Annotated in this window: 12 protein-coding genes, 10 tRNA genes and 4 pseudogenes; 3 read left to right on the forward strand and 23 right to left on the reverse strand. The window is 38.9% G+C overall.

Annotated features, from left to right (window positions below):
* Positions 1-283 precede the first annotated feature (283 nt).
* The 3 genes from RGF10_RS23485 to RGF10_RS23495 all read left to right on the forward strand — a co-directional run bounded on the left by RGF10_RS23485 (position 284) and on the right by RGF10_RS23495 (position 2,369).
* Positions 284-1,150 carry an SPFH domain-containing protein gene (locus RGF10_RS23485; protein WP_318506194.1) on the forward strand — a complete coding sequence of 289 codons (867 nt, stop codon included), beginning with the start codon at positions 284-286 and terminating at the stop codon, positions 1,148-1,150.
* 12 nt (positions 1,151-1,162) lie between these two features.
* Positions 1,163-1,321: a type II toxin-antitoxin system antitoxin gene (locus tag RGF10_RS23490; RefSeq protein ID WP_318506196.1), complete on the forward strand. Its 159-nt coding sequence runs from the start codon at positions 1,163-1,165 to the stop codon at positions 1,319-1,321.
* A gap of 196 nt (positions 1,322-1,517) precedes the next feature.
* Positions 1,518-2,369 (forward strand): undecaprenyl-diphosphate phosphatase, encoded by an 852-nt coding sequence (locus RGF10_RS23495; protein ID WP_318506198.1) that lies wholly within the window; start codon positions 1,518-1,520, stop codon positions 2,367-2,369.
* A 48-nt stretch (positions 2,370-2,417) separates the two neighbouring features.
* Here RGF10_RS23495 and RGF10_RS23500 read toward each other — a convergent pair whose 3' ends face one another.
* The 23 genes and pseudogenes from RGF10_RS23500 to RGF10_RS23610 all read right to left on the reverse strand — a co-directional run bounded on the left by RGF10_RS23500 (position 2,418) and on the right by RGF10_RS23610 (position 18,936).
* On the reverse strand, positions 2,418-3,569 hold the full coding sequence (locus RGF10_RS23500) for a mannitol-1-phosphate 5-dehydrogenase (RefSeq protein ID WP_318506200.1): 1,152 nt from the start codon (positions 3,567-3,569) through the stop codon (positions 2,418-2,420).
* 1 nt (position 3,570) lies between these two features.
* Positions 3,571-4,008 carry a PTS mannitol transporter subunit IIA gene (locus tag RGF10_RS23505; RefSeq protein ID WP_318509678.1) on the reverse strand — a complete coding sequence of 146 codons (438 nt, stop codon included), beginning with the start codon at positions 4,006-4,008 and terminating at the stop codon, positions 3,571-3,573.
* 2 nt (positions 4,009-4,010) lie between these two features.
* Positions 4,011-6,134 carry a BglG family transcription antiterminator gene (locus RGF10_RS23510; RefSeq protein WP_318506202.1) on the reverse strand — a complete coding sequence of 708 codons (2,124 nt, stop codon included), beginning with the start codon at positions 6,132-6,134 and terminating at the stop codon, positions 4,011-4,013.
* A 240-nt stretch (positions 6,135-6,374) separates the two neighbouring features.
* Positions 6,375-7,794, reverse strand: a pseudogene (locus RGF10_RS23515) (PTS mannitol transporter subunit IICB).
* Between the two features lie 269 nt (positions 7,795-8,063).
* Positions 8,064-8,922, reverse strand: a pseudogene (locus RGF10_RS23520) (MBL fold metallo-hydrolase).
* A 529-nt stretch (positions 8,923-9,451) separates the two neighbouring features.
* Positions 9,452-11,254, reverse strand: a complete 1,803-nt coding sequence (glmS, locus tag RGF10_RS23525; RefSeq protein ID WP_318506204.1) for a glutamine--fructose-6-phosphate transaminase (isomerizing) — start codon at positions 11,252-11,254, stop codon at positions 9,452-9,454.
* Between the two features lie 465 nt (positions 11,255-11,719).
* Positions 11,720-13,073: pseudogene (glmM, locus tag RGF10_RS23530) on the reverse strand (phosphoglucosamine mutase).
* 33 nt (positions 13,074-13,106) lie between these two features.
* A complete protein-coding gene (locus tag RGF10_RS23535) occupies positions 13,107-13,442 on the reverse strand; it encodes a YbbR-like domain-containing protein (RefSeq protein WP_318506206.1) in 336 nt (111 codons plus the stop codon).
* The gene (locus RGF10_RS23540) at positions 13,408-14,343 is read right to left on the reverse strand and encodes a CdaR family protein (protein WP_318506208.1); all 936 of its coding nucleotides are present in this window, start codon (positions 14,341-14,343) and stop codon (positions 13,408-13,410) included. The genes RGF10_RS23535 and RGF10_RS23540 overlap by 35 nt, the downstream gene beginning before the upstream one ends.
* The gene (gene cdaA, locus RGF10_RS23545; protein WP_318506210.1) at positions 14,336-15,163 is read right to left on the reverse strand and encodes a diadenylate cyclase CdaA; all 828 of its coding nucleotides are present in this window, start codon (positions 15,161-15,163) and stop codon (positions 14,336-14,338) included. Before cdaA ends, RGF10_RS23540 begins: the two co-directional genes overlap by 8 nt.
* A 234-nt stretch (positions 15,164-15,397) precedes the next feature.
* Positions 15,398-16,021: a zf-HC2 domain-containing protein gene (locus tag RGF10_RS23550; RefSeq protein WP_412176764.1), complete on the reverse strand. Its 624-nt coding sequence runs from the start codon at positions 16,019-16,021 to the stop codon at positions 15,398-15,400.
* 13 nt (positions 16,022-16,034) lie between these two features.
* Positions 16,035-16,602: pseudogene (gene sigW, locus RGF10_RS23555) on the reverse strand (RNA polymerase sigma factor SigW).
* Positions 16,603-16,824: 222 nt separating this feature from the next.
* A complete protein-coding gene (rocF, locus tag RGF10_RS23560; protein ID WP_318506215.1) occupies positions 16,825-17,721 on the reverse strand; it encodes an arginase in 897 nt (298 codons plus the stop codon).
* Between the two features lie 265 nt (positions 17,722-17,986).
* Positions 17,987-18,062: transfer RNA gene (locus RGF10_RS23565), tRNA-Ala, on the reverse strand.
* Between the two features lie 10 nt (positions 18,063-18,072).
* Positions 18,073-18,136: transfer RNA gene (locus RGF10_RS23570), tRNA-Glu, on the reverse strand.
* Positions 18,137-18,151: 15 nt separating this feature from the next.
* Positions 18,152-18,224: transfer RNA gene (locus RGF10_RS23575), tRNA-Lys, on the reverse strand.
* 9 nt (positions 18,225-18,233) lie between these two features.
* A tRNA-Gln gene (locus RGF10_RS23580) sits at positions 18,234-18,308 on the reverse strand.
* A 93-nt stretch (positions 18,309-18,401) separates the two neighbouring features.
* Positions 18,402-18,486, reverse strand: a tRNA-Tyr gene (locus RGF10_RS23585).
* 8 nt (positions 18,487-18,494) lie between these two features.
* Positions 18,495-18,570: transfer RNA gene (locus RGF10_RS23590), tRNA-Thr, on the reverse strand.
* Between the two features lie 5 nt (positions 18,571-18,575).
* Positions 18,576-18,651 (reverse strand) — tRNA-Val (locus RGF10_RS23595).
* Between the two features lie 4 nt (positions 18,652-18,655).
* A tRNA-Glu gene (locus RGF10_RS23600) sits at positions 18,656-18,730 on the reverse strand.
* Between the two features lie 18 nt (positions 18,731-18,748).
* Positions 18,749-18,821 (reverse strand) — tRNA-Thr (locus RGF10_RS23605).
* Positions 18,822-18,861: 40 nt separating this feature from the next.
* Positions 18,862-18,936: transfer RNA gene (locus tag RGF10_RS23610), tRNA-Asn, on the reverse strand.
* Between the last annotated feature and the right edge of the window lie 27 nt (positions 18,937-18,963).

Here is an 18,963-nt window from a genome sequence, read left to right on the forward strand (position 1 = left end):
GTCCTACTTCCAAAAGTAAGACACTCACCTCCTATAATGAAGAAGCTTTTCGTAATTCCATTATACTCTAATCCAATCGATTTTGATGAAATTACACCATCTTATCTTCATTATTTCCATAAAAGCAAAAAAAATAGGAGATAAGCTTTCCCCACTTAATGAATATGATAACTAACTTCGCGAAACTTCCACCATTAATTGGTAATATTGATTCCATTTCCAATATCAATGTGATATCATATTAGTATCAAAACAATTCATTTTGAAATGGAGTGTGATTCATATGCAAGAAAAAGATATCTTCAAGTTGAATGGATTTGTTGGAGTTACTATTTTTTTATTGTTTGCCGCTTGTAGTGTCTACTTGTTTAGTCAAGTTATCCTTTCTGAATCTCCAGCCTCTTTTGTTGGTTTTATCATTTTGGCGGTAATTACCGTTACCCTCTTAACTGGATTTACTGTCATTCAGCCTAATCAAGCTAAGGTGTTTACTCTATTTGGATCTTATTTGGGCGTTATTAAAAAAGAAGGCTTCTGGTTTTCAATTCCGCTAACATTACGAAAAAATGTATCCTTAAGAGTACTAAATTTTAATAGCGATAAACTAAAGGTAAATGACCTTGAGGGAAATCCAATTGAAATTGCGGCTGTCGTGGTCTACAAGGTTGTCGACTCCGCTAAAGCTGTGTTTGATGTCGAGGATTACCGAGGCTTTGTTCATACCCAGTCCGAAACAGGCTTACGTCATATCGCTAGCCAATATCCATACGATAATTTCAATAACGATTATGAAATCTCTTTACGTCAGCATTCAGATGAGGTTGGCGATGAATTGACACGGGATCTGCAAAAACGTTTAAAGGTCGCAGGCGTGGAAATTATTGAAGCGCGCATTATGCATCTTGCCTATTCAAGTGAAATTGCCTCCTCGATGCTACAGCGCCAGCAAGCAAAGGCTGTTCTTGCTGCAAGAAAGGTAATTGTCGATGGTGCCGTTTCAATGGTAAAATCAGCAATAGAGCAATTGAGCAGCGAGGGAGTCGTCGATTTAGATGAAGAAAAGAAAGCACAAATGGTGAATAATTTAATGGTTGCACTTGTTTCCGATAAAGGGAATCAGCCGATTGTCAATACAGGTAGTATTTATTAAGGTTGTGATGAAGTGGCTGAAAAAAAGAAGTTTTTGCTTCGTATTGACCAGAAGACTTATGATGCCCTTGAAAAATGGGCCAGTGATGAGCTGCGCAGTGTTAATGCCCAAATCGAGATTTTGCTAAAGAAAGCCATCAAAGAGTCTGGCAGAACTAAAAATAATGACTAATACTTTTATTAATGAGGTGACTGTGCGGATACAGTCATCTTTTTTGTTTTTTGTCTTATCAATTTTCTAACAAAGGGTTCTTCTCACTATACAAATTAAGGTATAATCATTACTAGTTGAAAAAAATAAACCATATCCTAATCAAACGTTTGATTGAAATTAGTTTGAATAAAGGTAAAGGAGAAAAAATACAAACATGGATTTCTTTATAATATTGAAAGCTATTATTCTTGGATTAGTAGAAGGACTCACTGAGTTTGCCCCTGTTTCCTCAACCGGACATATGATCATTGTCGATGATATGTGGTTAAAGTCAGTTGAATTTTTAGAATCAAAATATGTGGCCAACACATTTAAAGTTGTCGTCCAGCTTGGTTCCATCATGGCCAGTGTAATCTACTTTAAAGACCGCTTCATCGAAATGCTTGGCTTAGAGCGATGGCTCAATAAAAAAGCTTATCAGCAACATAAAGCTCAAGGCAGTCGCTTAAAGCTGACTCAAGTAATTGTTGGGCTAATTCCTGCTGGTGTTCTTGGGGTATTATTTGAGGACTATATTGATGAACATTTATTCTCTACTGAGACAGTATTAATTGGGCTTGTCCTTGGTGCGGTCTTGATGATTATTGCCGATAAATTTGGCGGAAAACGCCCTACCGTCAACACAGTTGATCAAATTACGTATAAACAAGCCTTTTCAGTCGGCTTAGTTCAATGCTTCTCCTTGTGGCCAGGGTTTTCGCGCTCCGGAGCGACCATTTCAGGCGGTGTATTATTAGGACTTAGTCACCGTGCTGCGGCAGACTTCACGTTTATCATGGCGGTCCCAATTATGGCGGGCGCTAGTTTTATTTCACTACTGAATAACTGGGAATACATTACCTTAGATGCACTTCCATTTTTCTTAGCTGGCTTTATTAGTGCCTTTGTGTTTGCCTATATCTCAATTAAATTCTTCTTAAAGCTCATTAACAAAGTAAAGCTTGTCCCGTTTGCGATTTACCGCATCGTGTTGGCAGCCATCATTTACTTTTTCTTTTTAACGTAACAGAAAAGACTGAGATGCACGCATCTCAGTCTTTTTTTATTGGTACCATTATTTTTTTAACGCCTGGTATTGCTCTACAATTCCTTTAAACAATGGCGAAGTAGCATCAAGCTTTGTATACTCTGTGATTGCCGCTTCAAGCCCTTGATTCTTAATCGTAGTTTGAACCTGAATCGCCTCTTCATCCCCTTGAAAATTATACATAAGGGCGGCTGCAATTCCTTTTAACAAATAGGTTGGCTCGGCGCCAACTACTTCATTATATTGTCTTGCTGGACTTACTAGGCGGTCATTTGGTCCAAGCTTGCGAATAGGTGAACGCCCAACTCGTGTTACCTCATCCGTAATATAAGAGTTAGCAAAACGGCCGATTATTTTATTAATATACTTATAATGAGCTTCAGCATCAAAATCATATTTCTTAATTAGAAAGTCTCCGCTTTCCTTTAATGCGCCTTCGACTAACTGACGAACTTCACCATTCTCCATCGCTTCGTTAATCGTTTCAATTCCATAATAATGACCAAAATAAGCAGCAAGGGCATGTCCAGTATTAACCGTAAACAATTTTCTTTCGATATACGGCACTAATTCCTCTACGTAAGTAATTCCGGCTATTTCTGGCTTCACTCCGACAAGCTTCGTCTCTTCTACCACCCACTCATAGAAAGGTTCAACCTTTACCATTAGCTTGTCTTCGTTCGTTTGATTTGGAACGATTCGGTCAACAGCAGAATCAGGGAATCCAAAGCGCTCATCAAAAATAGCTTGTTCCTCAACGGTGATTTTCTCATAAACCTTTTCTTTTAATAAGCTGCTGCCGCCAATCATATTTTCACAAGCAATTATATTTAATGGCTGATTATTTTGTTCAACCCGTTTTCGTAAGCCCTCAGCCACCAAGCCAGCAATCAACGGAAGGATGTTTGGACCAATCGCAGTTGTCACTAAATCTGCTTTGGCAATTGCCTCAATGACTAGTTCCGGATTTGACGCACTGTTCAAAGCTTTAACATTTTTGACGACGATTTCTTCCTGTGAAGGGTCAGCTAGGACGACACGATATTCCTGTTTCTCATTGAGCAAATTGACAATTTCACTATTAACATCAACAAAACATGTTTCATAACCAGAATGATATAAAAGATTCCCAATAAATCCTCGGCCGATATTTCCTGCTCCAAAATGTACAGCTAGCAAATTAATTCACTCCTTCGAAGATCTCTAAAATTTCTTCTGCTGTTTTCGCATTCACAAGCTTTTCAATATTTTCTTCTTCAGAGCAAACAATGGCAATATTAGATAAGATGTCTAGATGTTCATTATTTTTACCGGCAATACCAATCAATAATTTCACAATATTTCCCGCTCCAAAATCAACTCCATCTGGAACTTGGATAAAGGAAATACCTGATTCTTTTACAAAATCCTTTGAATCCTCCGTACCGTGCGGAATGGCAACAAAATTACCCATGTAAGTAGAAGTCAATTCTTCTCGCTCAAGCATTTTTTCAATATAATCAGCTTCAACATAGCCTTTTTCAACTAAGATGTTGCCTGTCATACGAATGGCTTCTTCCTTAGAACCTACTGACATATTTAAACGAATATTTTCTTTAGTTAAGATTGAGTTAGACATCATTATACGCTCCTTAAATGTTGTAATTTTTCCGTAAAAAATTGATCAAATCTGGCTGTTAATAAATCTGAAATCGTAGCTTGCTGTTTGCTTTCAAAAATCGCAATGCTTTCAGCGCTTTCAATCAGTAATGAACTTAAATAACTTAAAAGCTCTAAGGTCCATTCTGATGATTCTAATGGAGTGAGAAGTAACAAGAGCTGCTTCATCTCCATTGGATCATCATCCATTCCCTTTATAACAAGCGGATGCTTGAGGGAATAGATCAAAAAAGATGGAGCTACTACAAATTCTGATCTTGTATGATAAAGAGCCAGTTTCGTATCGGGAATTCCCAAACCACCGAGCTTTTCTCGTTCGCGAATCGCGTCAACCACCTTGGTGCTATCTTTAATGCTCCCCCTCTCCTGTAATTCTTTACATGCTGCCTGCAAGATTTCTTCGATTGTTTGCGGGTCGAATACTTCCTTCAATTCAAAGCTTTGCAAGATTACGGATATGGTTCGAGCATATTCTTCAATGATCATCATTTCTTTTATAAATGTTTTAACATTTTTCTTACTGCGTTTTATTGGTAAAGATGAATCTAGCTTCTTCTCCGTTCTCTCCATATGAGAACGTTCATGGATATAAGCTTTCACCTTCACCATTTCATCCTTTGTTAAGATTGGACTGACTAAAATATAATCATGCTGAAAATCCGGAAGTGGAATCGTCGAGATAATCACTTGATAATCCATACTGCTCAACTTGTTAAGCTCTAATGCAGAGGCACTGCGAATTTCCTGTAATTCTGGAAATTCCTTTTGCAATCGGGTGACAAGCATCTTTGAAGTTCCAATTCCACTCGAACAGATGACTAACGTTTTTAAGTTCCTTATCTCTCTGTTTACGAGGACAGCTGAACCGAAATGCATGGCGAGGTAACCGGTTTCCTCTTCGGGGACATTAAATTCATGAAAAACCTCATCCACTGCCGCTTTAACAATCGCAAACAGCTCAGGATAATCTCGCTTAATTCTGTCCAGCAACGGATTGCTGATACCCATATTTTGCTTTAGGCGGAAAAGCGCCGGTTTTAAATGCATGGCCAAGCCTTCAAAAAGCGAAACATTATGGGTTAGATCTCTCCCTAAACGACTGCCGACATTTTTTATTAACTGATTGGTTTTCATCGCTACTTGTAAACTGGAATCCTCAATCACATATTCTTTATCATGGCGCATTTTTGCACCCTTTAAATGCATCGTAATATAACCAATCTCCGCTTCAGGAATGTTAATCCGAAACACCTTTTCTAGCTCATTAACTAATTTTTCGGCAAATTTATATTCTTTTGTCGGTTTTTGGTTTTCAAGATAGGTTGCATCAATCGAAATGCCTTCACCTTTTTGGATCCGCTCGACTGCCAGTGCCAAATGCACAATCAATCCTATATAAGCACTATCCGCCATCGTATAAGGTAACTCTTCACTGATTGATTCAAATACTTTTTCAACAATCATTAGCTTGTTCTTTTCGACCAAACCGAGTAATCGTTCTGATATCGTATTAATTTGCTGAGTCGACTTTTTTTGAATATTCTCTCTCGCAAGTGAAAGTATTTCTGATTCGTCGAGATGTTCAGAAATAATATTCCGCATCGCTCTTCGTTTTGAGCTCTCAGTTCCTTCTATTTCAACGCCATAACCTCTTCTGCGAATGAGCGCTAAATCAAAGGTCCTCAATCGTTCCTCTAATCTCGTTAAGTCACTACTGACCGTTGCAATCGTCACATTTAAGTCGTTGGCAAGTGCCACCAATTTAACTGGACCGTTTGATTCAAGCAAAGCACACAAAATAATGGTTTGCCGTTCGTCCGGTGTGAACTCTGTATGATTTAAATTAAACAGAAATAATTCAAGTTCACGGATCCTATTCTTTTCACCCACAATTTGAACGCCTACACCGGATTTCTTTTGTAGCGAAAGATCGTATTCTAATAAAATATCCTCTACATTTTTTAAATCTCGATGGATTGTACGGCCGCTCACGCCAATTTGATCAGCGAGATCCTTAACCGTCAGTTCATTTGTTTCCGAAAGTAAAATTTCGAGAATTTGTCTTTCTCTTGCGGAAATATACATCGCGCTCACTCCGTGAAAGAAGTATTTCGAATTCTTTTCTCTACCTATTATGATGTTGCCAAAATTTAAGTTTCATACTTATATCTTTATCTTAAATGGAATAAACCTTAGAAACAACAAGTTCAAAATTGGAATTAGTCAAAGAAGTTGTTGCCAAAATTAAATTTTATCCTTCAATCACTCGCTATAAGAAAAAAGAGCCTAGCATCTATTTCCTGCTAGGCCCTTGTTTGCACATTATTATTTTAAACTATTAATTAATTCATCGTATTTAGGACTATTTAAGAAGTTTTCAACTGAAATATGGACTGCATTAGGAAGTTTTGCCTTTGCTCGATCCGTTAAATCCTTGTGCGTTACAACAACATCAGCATCTGCCAGGTAAGTTATTGATAGCAGTATTAATGACTTCGATGTCAAGCTCTGCTTTTTTCACTTTATTGCGTAAGATCGAAGCACCCATAGCACTTGAACCCATTCCGGCATCACAAGCAAACACAATTTTGTTTACTTTATCTGCAGAGATTGCTGTTACTGTATCATTAGTTAATACTGAAGAAACGGAGCTTTTCTTTCCTTTCATTTCTTCCATTTTAGCTGTTGCTTCTGACAAATCTTCTTCTGTTTCTTTACTTGTTTTTAAAATTAATGCTGCTACTGCAAATGAAACGGCTGTTGCCACTAATACACCTGCAATGACACCAACATAATTACCTTTTGGAGTCATAGCCAGTAATGCGAAAATACTACCTGGTGATGGCGCTGCTACTAAACCTGCACCGAAAATGTTGAATGTGAATACTCCACTTACACCACCTGCAATCGCTGCAAGCAATAACATAGGCTTCATAAGGATATATGGGAAGTAAATTTCGTGAATCCCACCTAAGAAGTGGATAATCGCTGCACCTGGAGCTGTTTGTTTTGCTGTTCCTTTACCAAATAACATGAAAGCAAGTAGAATACCAAATCCTGGTCCTGGGTTTGTTTCTAACAAGAACATAATTGATTTTCCAGCACTTGCAGCTTGATCTATTCCGATTGGGCTTAAAATCCCGTGGTTGATTGCATTGTTAAGGAATAAAATTTTTGCAGGTTCAATAATAATATTTGCTAACGGTAAAAGGTTGGCATCAACAATCGCTTCAACCCCAGAAGCTAATATTTTACTTAACCCTTGTACAACCGGTCCAATTCCTTTATAAGCAATTAGTGTTAAAGCACCACCAATAATACCTGCTGAGAAGTTATTAACGAGCATTTCGAAGCCTGATTTAACTTTTCCGTGAATCGCTTGGTCAAACTTCTTGATTAGATATCCACCGAGTGGCCCCATAATCATGGCACCCAAGAACATTGGAATTTCTGATCCAACGATAACACCCATTGTTGCAGTCGCACCCACAACTCCTCCACGGACGTCATGAATCATCTTACCGCCGGTATAACCGATTAATAATGGCAATAAATAAGTAATCATTGGGCCAACTAGCTTAGCAAGATCTTCATTTGGCCACCAGCCTGTTGGAATGAAAAATGCAGTAATAAGTCCCCATGCAATAATTGCACCAATGTTTGGCATAACCATGCCACTTAAATAACTACCAAACTTTTGGATTTTTACTTTTACATCTGATTTATTTTGACCCGTTTGGTTCATTTTGTGTAAATCCCCCTTCAAAGATTATATATTATCTTTCTACCCTTATACTAAAGCGTTTACATCCTTATATCCATCTATTCAAAATGGCATTTTGTCATTGTCATTGTTGCCAACATTAAAGATTTCGACATAAACTGAGTGTTTTCGCGGTGTTGCGCGCGATAGATCCGTACCCACTAAAGAAAAAAACCGAAGAATTATTAGGCTTGCGCCTAACTATTCTTCAGTTCTTTCAATTGATTTCAGTGAAATATTAGTTAATCAATTTAATGAAATCTACCATCAACGTATTTCCCATGCTCCAGGTAACGCAATATAATCAAAATCACGAACCAACTGTTCTAGGCCGCTCGTTAATAACTCCCCAGCCATATACACCCCATGTCCCGTTACCGCAACCTCTGGCTTCAAAGCAGCAAGTTTAACAACTGAATCCCTTGCAGAACTCCAATCCGGTGTAAAATATCTAGGCGGACCGCTTATTTCTTGTTCTTGTGTATAAACCTTATAAAGGTATTCCTGCTTTACCGTAACAAAGGCATCTCCAACAATTAAGGCTCGATCTCGCTCTCTAAATAATGAAATATGGCCAGGTGTATGTCCTGGTGAATGAATCCAACGAAACTCAGGCATATATGGAACACTTCCATCTTGAGGGAGGATTTGAACATGATCGCCAAGATCAATTGGCTCATTCGGGAAAAAGGGCGACAACTTTGCCACCAAACCACCTTCAACGGAATTATCAGCCTCTGGGTACCTTTTTTTCCCTGTTAAGTAAGGAAGCTCTAGTTCATGGGCATATACCGGCACGTTCCAATGCTTTATTAACTCAATAATCGCTCCGACATGATCAAAATGCCCGTGAGTTAAAATAATGGCCTTTGGACGGCACCCTACACCAAATCGTTCCTCTGTAACTGAAATGATTTCTTCCGCAGAATTAGGCATTCCTGCATCCACTAAAACAAAATGGTCACTGTCTGGATTTCCGACAAAAATAATATTGACAATTTGAATCGTATAACAAAAGATATCTCGTACTACTTCAACCCCAACCCCATTCGCAATCGAAGTGGCCGGTATGAATTTATAATCACTTCCATAATGCATTTCTTGATCCATAACCATCCTCCTTTAACACTAAACACCTACTTCTATTGTTCCTCTTAAAAAACAAACTATGATGGTTTGTTGAGATTCAAGACTTGTGTTTATCAGGGCTTAATTAAGAAACTGAATTGATCGATCAAGAATGGTGAAGAATAATTATCCTTTACGGATTTATACTAATCCTAGTGTTATGTTAGTAACACTAGACTTCAATGCGGAGGGATAACAATGGATATTCTTTTCAGCTTATTATCCAATTTTTATATTTGGTTAATTAAAGTTTCATTCTTCATGAATAAGCTAACATATCAATTAAGCTCTAAACTAAGAATGGCAACTTTATCGTAAGCAACAAGAATTCCCATTCATCTCACGGTCCCATTGTGGTAAAAAAGAGGCGAGCACCAGGGCTATGGCTGCTAGCCTCTTTTTGTTACAAAGAAATGAAATTCCATCGTTAGAAAACAAAAAAACAGTTTGTGATGGAATCATCAGCAAACTGTTTTTGTTAGTTTTCTATAAATAAACCCTTCAGTAACCCTTACTCAACTGTTACGCTCTTTGCCAAGTTTCTTGGCTTATCGACGTCACAATCGCGGTGTAGGGCTGCATAATAAGCAAGCAATTGTAAAGGTACTACAGAGACAAGAGGTGTTAATAATTCATTTACTTCTGGAAGTACGAAACGGTCGCCTTCCGCTTCTAAGCCCTTCATCGAAATAATGCAAGTATGGGCGCCACGTGCAGCAACCTCTTTCACATTACCACGAATATTTAAGCTAACAAGTTCTTGTGTTACTAATGCTATTACAGGTGTGCCTTCTTCAATCAATGCAATCGTACCGTGTTTTAATTCACCGCCAGCAAAGCCTTCAGCTTGAATATAAGAAATTTCCTTTAGCTTTAAAGAGCCTTCTAGGCAGACATAGTAATCGGCGCCACGACCGATGAAGAATGCATTACGAGTGGTTGTCATGTATTCCCAAGCCATTGCTTCAAATACATCTTTTGAGTCCACTAGCCCTTCCATGACATTGGCAATAATTCCAAGCTCTTTTACTAAATTAAAGTCAGTTTCATAACCACGATTACGTCCAACTACCTCTGAAAGAATCGCTAAAACAGCAATTTGCGCAGTGTAAGCTTTTGTAGATGCAACTGCAATTTCAGGACCAGCATGAAGGAGCAAAGTGTAGTCTGCTTCCCTTGATAGAGTAGATCCAGGTACGTTCGTAACCGTCAATGCTTTGTGTCCTAATTCCTTAATTTGAACTAGTACTGCACGACTATCTGCTGTTTCTCCACTTTGGGAAATGAAAATAAACAACGGCTTTTCAGAAAGAAGCGGGATGTTATAGCCAAATTCACTAGCAATATGAACCTCAACAGGTATTTTCGCTAACTTTTCGATTAATTGTTTGCCAACTAAGCCAGCATTATAGGATGTACCCGCTGCAATGATATAAATTCGATCAGATTCAGTAACCGCATCAACGATTTCCTTATCGATTATTAATTCGCCCTGATCGTTTTGATAGGTTTGGATGATTTTGCGCATTACAGTCGGCTGTTCATCAATTTCTTTTAGCATATAGTGAGGATAAGTACCCTTCTCAATGTCACTAGCATCAAGCTCAGCAGTATATGGATTACGGCTCATCACTTCACCGTTCAAGTTTTTAATCGTTACATTATCTTTTGTCACGATTACCATTTCTTTATCCATTAGCTCAACATACTGATTTGTTACTTGGAGCATTGCCATCGCATCGCTCGCTACGACATTGAAATCTTCACCAAGCCCGACTAATAATGGACTCTTATTTTTGGCAACAAAAATCGTTTCTTTATTTTGTTTGTCTAAAAGTGCAAGTGCATAAGATCCCTTTAAAAGTGTTAACGTTTTGCGGAACGCATCCTCAACCGATAACCCTTCACGAACAAACAGTTCAATCAGTTGCACAATAACTTCTGTATCGGTATCACTTTTTAAAGTAACATCTTGCAAATACTCGCGCTTTAAGATGTCATAGTTTTCAATAACCCCATTATGAACTAGAGTGAAGCGCTCGGTTGTGCTTTGATGAGGATGGGCATTTACCTGGCTTGGAGCTCCATGTGTTGCCCAGCGTGTGTGACCAATTCCTGTATTAGCTGAAACTTTTAAATCTACTACATCACGAAGATCAGCAATACGTCCTTTTTCCTTGAAAACATGGACACCGTCATCATTTATAACAGCAATACCAGCTGAATCATACCCTCGATACTCTAGCTTTTCTAAGCCCTTTAATAGGATTTCTTTTGAATCTTGAATTCCAATATATCCAACAATACCGCACATTTGAATAGTTCCTCCTTGGTAACAAGGGGGCAAGCTGCCAAGGGGGCAAGCTTGCCCCCTTATCTCTGTGATTTATTTTATTAGGTCGGAGTATTCCAACCATTCCTGCGCATTTTCCTTCCTTTTGTCCATTCGGTTACCCCAATGTTTTAGAGAAGAGAATTTTCGGTTGTGCGTCAGCAACCGGGAGGCATCCGCCGAAACTTCGATAAACCTCCTCCTCGTCAACTAACCAAGCCTAGGCTAGTTCAGGCGCTTAAAAATATACTCAAAACGCCCCTCCTTTTCCTAATATTTTTTAAAGCAAAAAATCAGGTTAATCATATAACAGTTTCCCCTATTAGTCAATTGTTGAACAAGCACAAATATCGGCAAGTATATCCAACATCTAGAGCTTTTAATTATTAGTCTATAATAAAAAATATGCATAAGAGACACGAAAGGTGCTCTTATGCATATCAAATCCTATTCCTCTTTTAAGCCCATTTCTGCCTGTACTACTTCTGCTATGCTGTTAACATAAGCCTGGCAGCTCTCTGCCGTTGGAGCTTCCACCATTACCCGAACTAATGGCTCTGTTCCAGAAGGTCGAACAAGCACTCGCCCGTTTCCATTCATTTCAGCCTCAACAGCTTCAATGACCTGCTTAACCTTTTCATTTTCCGTTACATGATATTTATCTGATACTCTAATATTGACTAATACTTGTGGGAATTTTTTCATTTCCGCCGCAAGTTCTGAAAGCGGCTTTTCCGTTACCTTCATGATGTTTACAAGCTGCAAGCCTGTAAGTAGTCCATCACCAGTAGTATTGTAATCAAGAAAAATAATGTGACCTGACTGTTCTCCACCGAGGTTATATCCGCTTTTCTTCATTTCCTCTACTACATAACGATCTCCTACAGCTGTTTGAACACTTTGAATGCCTTGAGCTTCTAAAGCTTTATAATAACCTAAATTACTCATCACAGTAGAAACGACCGTTCCATGCTTTAGGCGCCCTTGCTCTTTTAGGTATTTTCCACAAATATACATAATTTGATCGCCGTCAACGATTTGGCCGTTTTCATCAATCGCAATTAAACGATCCCCATCTCCATCAAAAGCAAGGCCAATATCAGCACCCTTTTCCTTCAAAAATTGTGCTAACGCTTCTGGATGGGTTGAACCTACACCGTCATTGATATTTAATCCATTTGGTGATGCTCCCATCGTCGAGATATTTGCATCTAAATCAGCAAATAAATAGGTAGCCAATGATGATGTAGCACCATGTGCACAATCTAGAGCAACATGTATACCTGAAAAATCTTCATCCACCGTTTGCTTCAAGTATTGAAGATATTTTTGACCACCTTCAAAGTAGTCATTAACTTGTCCAAGATTTGCACCTACCAGGTCTAGGTAATTGGTCTTCTTCCAAATCTAATAGTTGTTCGATTTCAGCTTCTTGGTCATCTGAGAGCTTAAAACCATCAGGTCCAAAAAATTTAATTCCATTATCAGCCACAGGGTTATGAGAGGCTGAGATCATGACCCCTGCTTGTGCTCCTAATGCCTTTGTTAAATAGGATACCCCAGGGGTGGAGATGACACCTAATCGCATAACTTCCGCACCAATCGATAGTAACCCCGCTACAAGTGCACCTTCTAACATATGACCAGAAATACGTGTATCTCTACCTATTAATACCTTTGGACGGTCTTTATCCTTTGTTAAGACATATCCTCCAAATCGCCCTAATTTAAACGCTAATTCCGGTGTCAATTCGCTGTTTGCAACTCCGCGAACACCATCGGTACCGAAATATTTTCCCATTATAAAAATCGCTCCTTCATCTAATTCCTTTTGTTATACTTCGTCTTTTTTTGTGATCGAAACTAATACTCGATCCTGCTCCAACTTCATCTTGACATTACTGGGCCCACTGGAAATAATTTGCACCTCATGGTCCCCTTCATTTAAATCGGTCAGGTTCACAGAAAGATTAAAATCAGCTGCGGTTAATGGACTTATTTCTTCAGCTGTACCTTGGACAGATATAGAAATCTTTCCATTAGATGGATTCTTAAAAACGAGATCATATAGGTCAGCTAATCCTTCTGTTTTTATCGAGACATTCGATATGGTTTTCTGTTCCTGCTTACTAACCTTAACCGTTGCCTTTACCACATTCCGGCGTGACACTCGTAATCCCATCCGGAATGATGACAGGAAGCGTTAATTCAGTTTCTTCCGTAATATTGGAGATATCCACCTCAACTCGTACACTTTCTGTAGCTTTCACAACATCTTCTTTTCCGTTAATTTTTGCCTCTTTCGTATCCAAACTAATACTATCTATTACAATTCCAGCTTGTGCAGTTCCTTTTTGTACTACATTAATTGGAACAGTTTTACTTGTGTTTTTAATCGGAATGGTCACTTTCACAGTTTCAGGAGCAATTGTTACATCCAATTTATTCATTTGCTGATCAAATGCCACCACCTTGGCATTTTTCGTAAATGTTTCCTCGATTGGACCTTCCACATCCACTGTAGCTTTTACAAAGCTTATTTTCTCAATCTCACTTTTTGCTCCAGTAATTTTGACCTTTTTTGGTTCCACAACAGGGTCGCCACTGATATAACCATCTTCAAGCAGGTTCTGATTAAATTCTGCATCAACTTTGAATTCTTTCGTTATTTTCTCTTGGACTGTCACTTTGGCAGTCGATGGTTTAATCGTCACTTTTAATTTATCCGATATGTCTTTAACCTCAATTTTTACGGTTTGAGTACCGATTTTAGCATCAGTCAAATCCATATACACTTCAAAGTTTTTTAATGAAACAGTTGATTGGACGATACTTTTTGGCCCCTCAATCGTTACATCAACTGATTCAGGTACTCCAGACACTACAAAGTTTTCTGTATCAAAATAGGAATTCACTGGTATGTTCTTGATTGTTTCCACTTGTTGATTGGCAGGAACATATTCCTCCTTTGACTGGTTTCCATCACTATTTGAAACAGTTGAAAAGAGGAGAATGGCTAGAATGAGCGCCACACCCTTTAAAAACCATGGATTATCCATAAATTTATCCATTTCTTTTTCCCCTCCAATTCCAACGAGCGGAGGAAGTTGGCTTTACTTTATTTCTTGTGACCAATTCATTCTCCAACAAACTCTTAAATGCATCTAGTGTTAATCCGCGATGTAGTTCTCCATTTTTTGTTAACGATATATTTCCTGTTTCTTCAGATACTATGACTGTAATACTGTCTGTTACTTCACTTATACCTAGTGCTGCACGATGTCTAGTCCCCAACTCTTTCGAAATAAACGGACTTTCAGATAGCGGTAAATAACAGGCTGCAGCTGCAACTAGATTCTTTTGGATAATGACAGCCCCATCATGCAACGGAGTATTAGGTATAAAAATATTAATAAGTAACTCTGATGATATCTTTGAATCTAAGGCAATTCCGGTTTCAATGTAATCACTCATCCCCGTTTCTCTTTCGATAGAGATAAGTGCTCCAATCCGGCGTTTCGCCATATAATCCGTTGCCTTTACAATTGCCTCAATAAATTTTTCTGATTCATCTTCCTCTTGAGTCCCACTTCTTGAAAAGAACTTTCCTCTTCCCAATTGTTCAAGTGCACGTCGAAGCTCAGGCTGAAAGATGATAATGATAGCTAAAAATCCCCAAGTGATTACATTACCCATGATCCAGCTCAACGTGTTGAAGCCAAGATAATCACTTATAATTTTTACTAGCAATATCACAAAAATCCCTTTTAACAATTGAACTGCTTTCGTCCCTTTAATCAAATTGATGATCTTGTATATGACGTACCAAACAAGGAGAATGTCTACGATATCAGCTAGAGAACCCCATAAATTAAAATTTGCAATCGACATGGTATTTCCCCCAACGGTTTAGTGAAAAGAAAAAAACAACCTCGTATAGCATAACTTTTTTGTACAATCTCCCTTATGCCCCTTTAAAAAAGAAAACTTATGTAACTTTTATATTATACCATGAGTCTCTCTATAGCTAAAGCCACGGTAAAGAAACGACTGTACATTTACACTTCCTTTTATTAATTATTGTACTTCCTAAGAAAAGCAGCTACTCATTATGAGTAACTGCTTTTACTGTTCGTCACTACTAAAAACAGTTGTGATTTTTTTCGCAGTATCTTTCATTTCGTACCAGAGCCAATCAAATACCTTGTTTACCTCTTCAATCTCACCAGTAACGTGTCCTGCTGAGGCAACATAATGATCACCATTGATGACGGTGACATCCCCCTGCACTTCGCCTTCAATTCTTAATTCACCATTCCTTACAATCACATCGCCCTTTACTACTTCTCCCTTTGGTACAATCACATTGTTATTTTGAACGACTAAATTAGATTGATTTGTAACAGAAAATTCCTGATCATTTTGCCAGGTGGAAAATAAACTTCCTGTCATTAACACAACAAACAAAGATGCTGCGGTTAGAAACGGATGATATTTTACCCATCTTTTAAAGCCCTTCTTTGTTTCAAGTTTGGGCAACTGAGCCATCACGTTAGCTGTAAAATTTTCTGGTGCTTTCATTTGAGAAGTATTTTGGATAAGTGCTACAGTATGTTTTAATTGCTGAAAATAAGCATCGCAATTCCTACAAGAAGTTAGATGTTCACGTAAAACGCCCTCATTTCTGGGTGAGATTTCTTCATCTAAATACTCATGCATAAATTGGATAAATTCCTCTGAACATTTCAACATTATCACCCTCTCAATAAACATAACGTAACTGGTTCCGCAAAGCCTCGCGCCCACGGTGAATTCTCGTTTTTACCGTCCCAAGCGGCATTTCTAATATCTCACTTATCTCATTCAAGGAGAGCTCCTCGATGTATTTCAATATGATAACAGCCCGATATTTTTCGGGTAATTTAGAAATTTCGTGTTCAATTTGTTCCTTCACTTCCATTGATTCCAGTTCTTTTTCTGGCATAATGGTGTCTGCCAGGTAGCTGTGAATACAAATTTAAACCTTCAGTTCCTGCAATTTCGGCATCCAAATAATAATCTGGCTTCTTTTTTCTTAAGCGATCAATGCAAAGGTTCGTGGCAATTCTGTATAGCCAGGTCGAAAACTTCATTTTAAGATTGAAGCTATGCAGATTTAAATAGGATCGTATGAACGCCTCCTGAGCTGCATCCTCAGCCTCATGCCTATTTCCCAGCATCCGATAGCACAATTGGAACACCTTGTCTTTGTATATCTCAACAATCTCTTCAAACGCATTTTGGTCGCCTTTTAATACTTGTTTTATCCTTTTCTTTACTATTTCTTCCATTCATTTACCTCCGCTCCATGCGGCTATACGATATTACGAATGTATACCGGGAAAGGTTTCACTTTTTCTCATTTTTACTTCTTCTATCTTAGCAAATTCCTTCACATAAGTTTAGAAGAAGATTTAATAAATACAATTATTCCCACTAACATTCAAAAAGCTGCCCTTTTATTTGGCAGCTTTAGTACAAGAATATTGTTTAAGGCGATAATTTGTCCGTTATTATAATAATTTCTCTCCAAATAGAGATCCCATTAACGCAACAGCAACAGTAGCTGTTTTATTTCTTTCATCTAAAATCGGGTTCACCTCAACAAATTCAGCCGAAGTAATGAAATCTGCTTCAGCAAGCATTTCCATAGCAAGATTACTTTCACGGTAACTAATGCCACCAATCACTGGTGTTCCCACTCCAGGAGCATCATTTGGATCCAGTCCGTCTAAATCTAAAGAAAGATGAACCCCATCTGTTCGGTCTTTAAGATAGGAGATGGTTTCCTCCATTACCTTCGTCATTCCTAATCGATCAATCTCATGCATCGTAAATACTTTCATTCCCTTTTCACGAATCAATGCTTTTTCACCATCATCCAATGCACGTGCACCAACAATGACCACATTTTCCGGCTTTATTTTTGGAGTGTAGCCTTCAATCTCAGTGAGCAAGGAATGACCCCAGCCTAAACTTACTGCCAGCGGCATACCATGTATATTCCCAGAGGGTGAGGTCTCAGCTGTATTTAAATCGCCATGGGCATCATACCAAATGACACCTAGATTATGGTAGTGTTTAGCTACCCCAGCAAGAGTACCTATCGCAATACTATGGTCACCTCCGAGGACAAGCGGAAATGCACCAGATTCTACGACTTCATCTACCTTTTTTGCAAGCAGCTCGCTTTTCTCCGCTACAAGCTCTAAATTCCGCAAATGGGTGTCCTTGCATATGACCATTTCTGGCCTCCCGATAGGAATATCCCCCAAATCATCTACTTGATATTTTAATTTTTTTAATCTCTCTATCATACCTGCATATCTCATTGCACTTGGACCCATATCCACGCCTCTCCGTAATTGCCCCAGGTCCATCGGCATTCCTATAATCGATATCTTTTTCATCACTCTTCCCCCAGCATTCTTTATATTTTAACTGTTCAGAATTTAGTGTACCTTTCTATTGTAACCTCTCACATTTGTCTGACTCAACTCGACATCAACATGAATATATATACTAAATTATCAAAGTTCGTTTAAGACAAAAAACTTTGTCAAACACAAGTTTTTCCTATAAAAATCAACATTTTACTTAGTAGGCTATTCATAAAAATGCATAAAAAAACCTTAATCCGATTGGATTAAGGTTTAGATTTAGTATGTAGTGATATGGTGGAGTCTAGGGGGATCGAACCCCTGACCTCCTGCGTGCAAGGCAGGCGCTCTCCCAGCTGAGCTAAGACCCCATATATAAGTTGAAGACGGGATTGGAACCCGCGACCCTTGAAAAGGTGGTATTCTACCACTGAACTTCTTCATAAAAGAGTAACTTTTATGAGCCATGAAGGACTCGAACCTTCGACCCTCTGATTAAAAGTCAGATGCTCTACCAACTGAGCTAATGGCTCGAACTAAAATGGCTGGGCTAGCAGGGATCGAACCTACGAATGACGGAGTCAAAGTCCGTTGCCTTACCGCTTGGCTATAGCCCATTAATAATATGTACAATAAATGCCTATCAAATTAATAATCAAAAGAAAAAGGACACTAATTATCTTGTCCATTTGGTTGAAAAATTATTAAAGTGGTGGAGGGGGACGGGTTCGAACCGCCGAACCACAAGGGAGCGGATTTACAGTCCGCCGCGTTTAGCCACTTCGCTACCCCTCCGAAAAAAATGGTGCCGGCTAGAGGACTTGAACCCCCAACCTACTGATTACAAGTCAGTTGCTCTACCAATTGAGCTAAACCGGCATAAATGGTGGAGGATGACGGGCTCGAACCGCCGACCCTCTGCTTGTAAGGCAGATGCTCTCCCAGCTGAGCTAATCCTCCACTATGGTGACCCCTACGGGATTCGAACCCGTGTTACCGCCGTGAAAGGGCGGTGTCTTAACCGCTTGACCAAGGGGCCATTGTTAAATTTTTAGAGAGCTTCCAACCGGGCTCGAACCGGTGACCTCTTCCTTACCATGGAAGTGCTCTACCTGCTGAGCTATGGAAGCATAATACCAAGCCCATATGACTTAATGTCGATATGAAATTTGGCTCCGCAGGTAGGACTCGAACCTACGACCGATCGGTTAACAGCCGATTGCTCTACCACTGAGCTACTGCGGAATAATAAAATTTTGTAACAGCCCGGCG

Origin of the sequence: Bacillus sp. T3 (assembly GCF_033449965.1) — a bacterium.
In the GTDB taxonomy this organism is placed as follows: Bacteria; Bacillota; Bacilli; order Bacillales; family Cytobacillaceae; genus Bacillus_BU.

Excerpts from the sequence above, each read along its gene's own strand:
- RGF10_RS23485 (WP_318506194.1), top strand. The coding sequence starts at position 284 with ATGCAAGAAAAAGATATCTTCAAGTTGAATGGATTTGTTGGAGTTACT.
- RGF10_RS23495 (WP_318506198.1), top strand. The coding sequence starts at position 1,518 with ATGGATTTCTTTATAATATTGAAAGCTATTATTCTTGGATTAGTAGAA.
- RGF10_RS23505 (WP_318509678.1), bottom strand. The coding sequence starts at position 4,008 with ATGTCTAACTCAATCTTAACTAAAGAAAATATTCGTTTAAATATGTCA.
- RGF10_RS23510 (WP_318506202.1), bottom strand. The coding sequence starts at position 6,134 with ATGTATATTTCCGCAAGAGAAAGACAAATTCTCGAAATTTTACTTTCG.
- glmS (WP_318506204.1), bottom strand. The coding sequence starts at position 11,254 with ATGTGCGGTATTGTTGGATATATTGGAATTCAAGATTCAAAAGAAATC.
- RGF10_RS23540 (WP_318506208.1), bottom strand. The coding sequence starts at position 14,343 with ATGGATAAATTTATGGATAATCCATGGTTTTTAAAGGGTGTGGCGCTC.
- cdaA (WP_318506210.1), bottom strand. The coding sequence starts at position 15,163 with ATGTCGATTGCAAATTTTAATTTATGGGGTTCTCTAGCTGATATCGTA.
- rocF (WP_318506215.1), bottom strand. The coding sequence starts at position 17,721 with ATGAAAAAGATATCGATTATAGGAATGCCGATGGACCTGGGGCAATTA.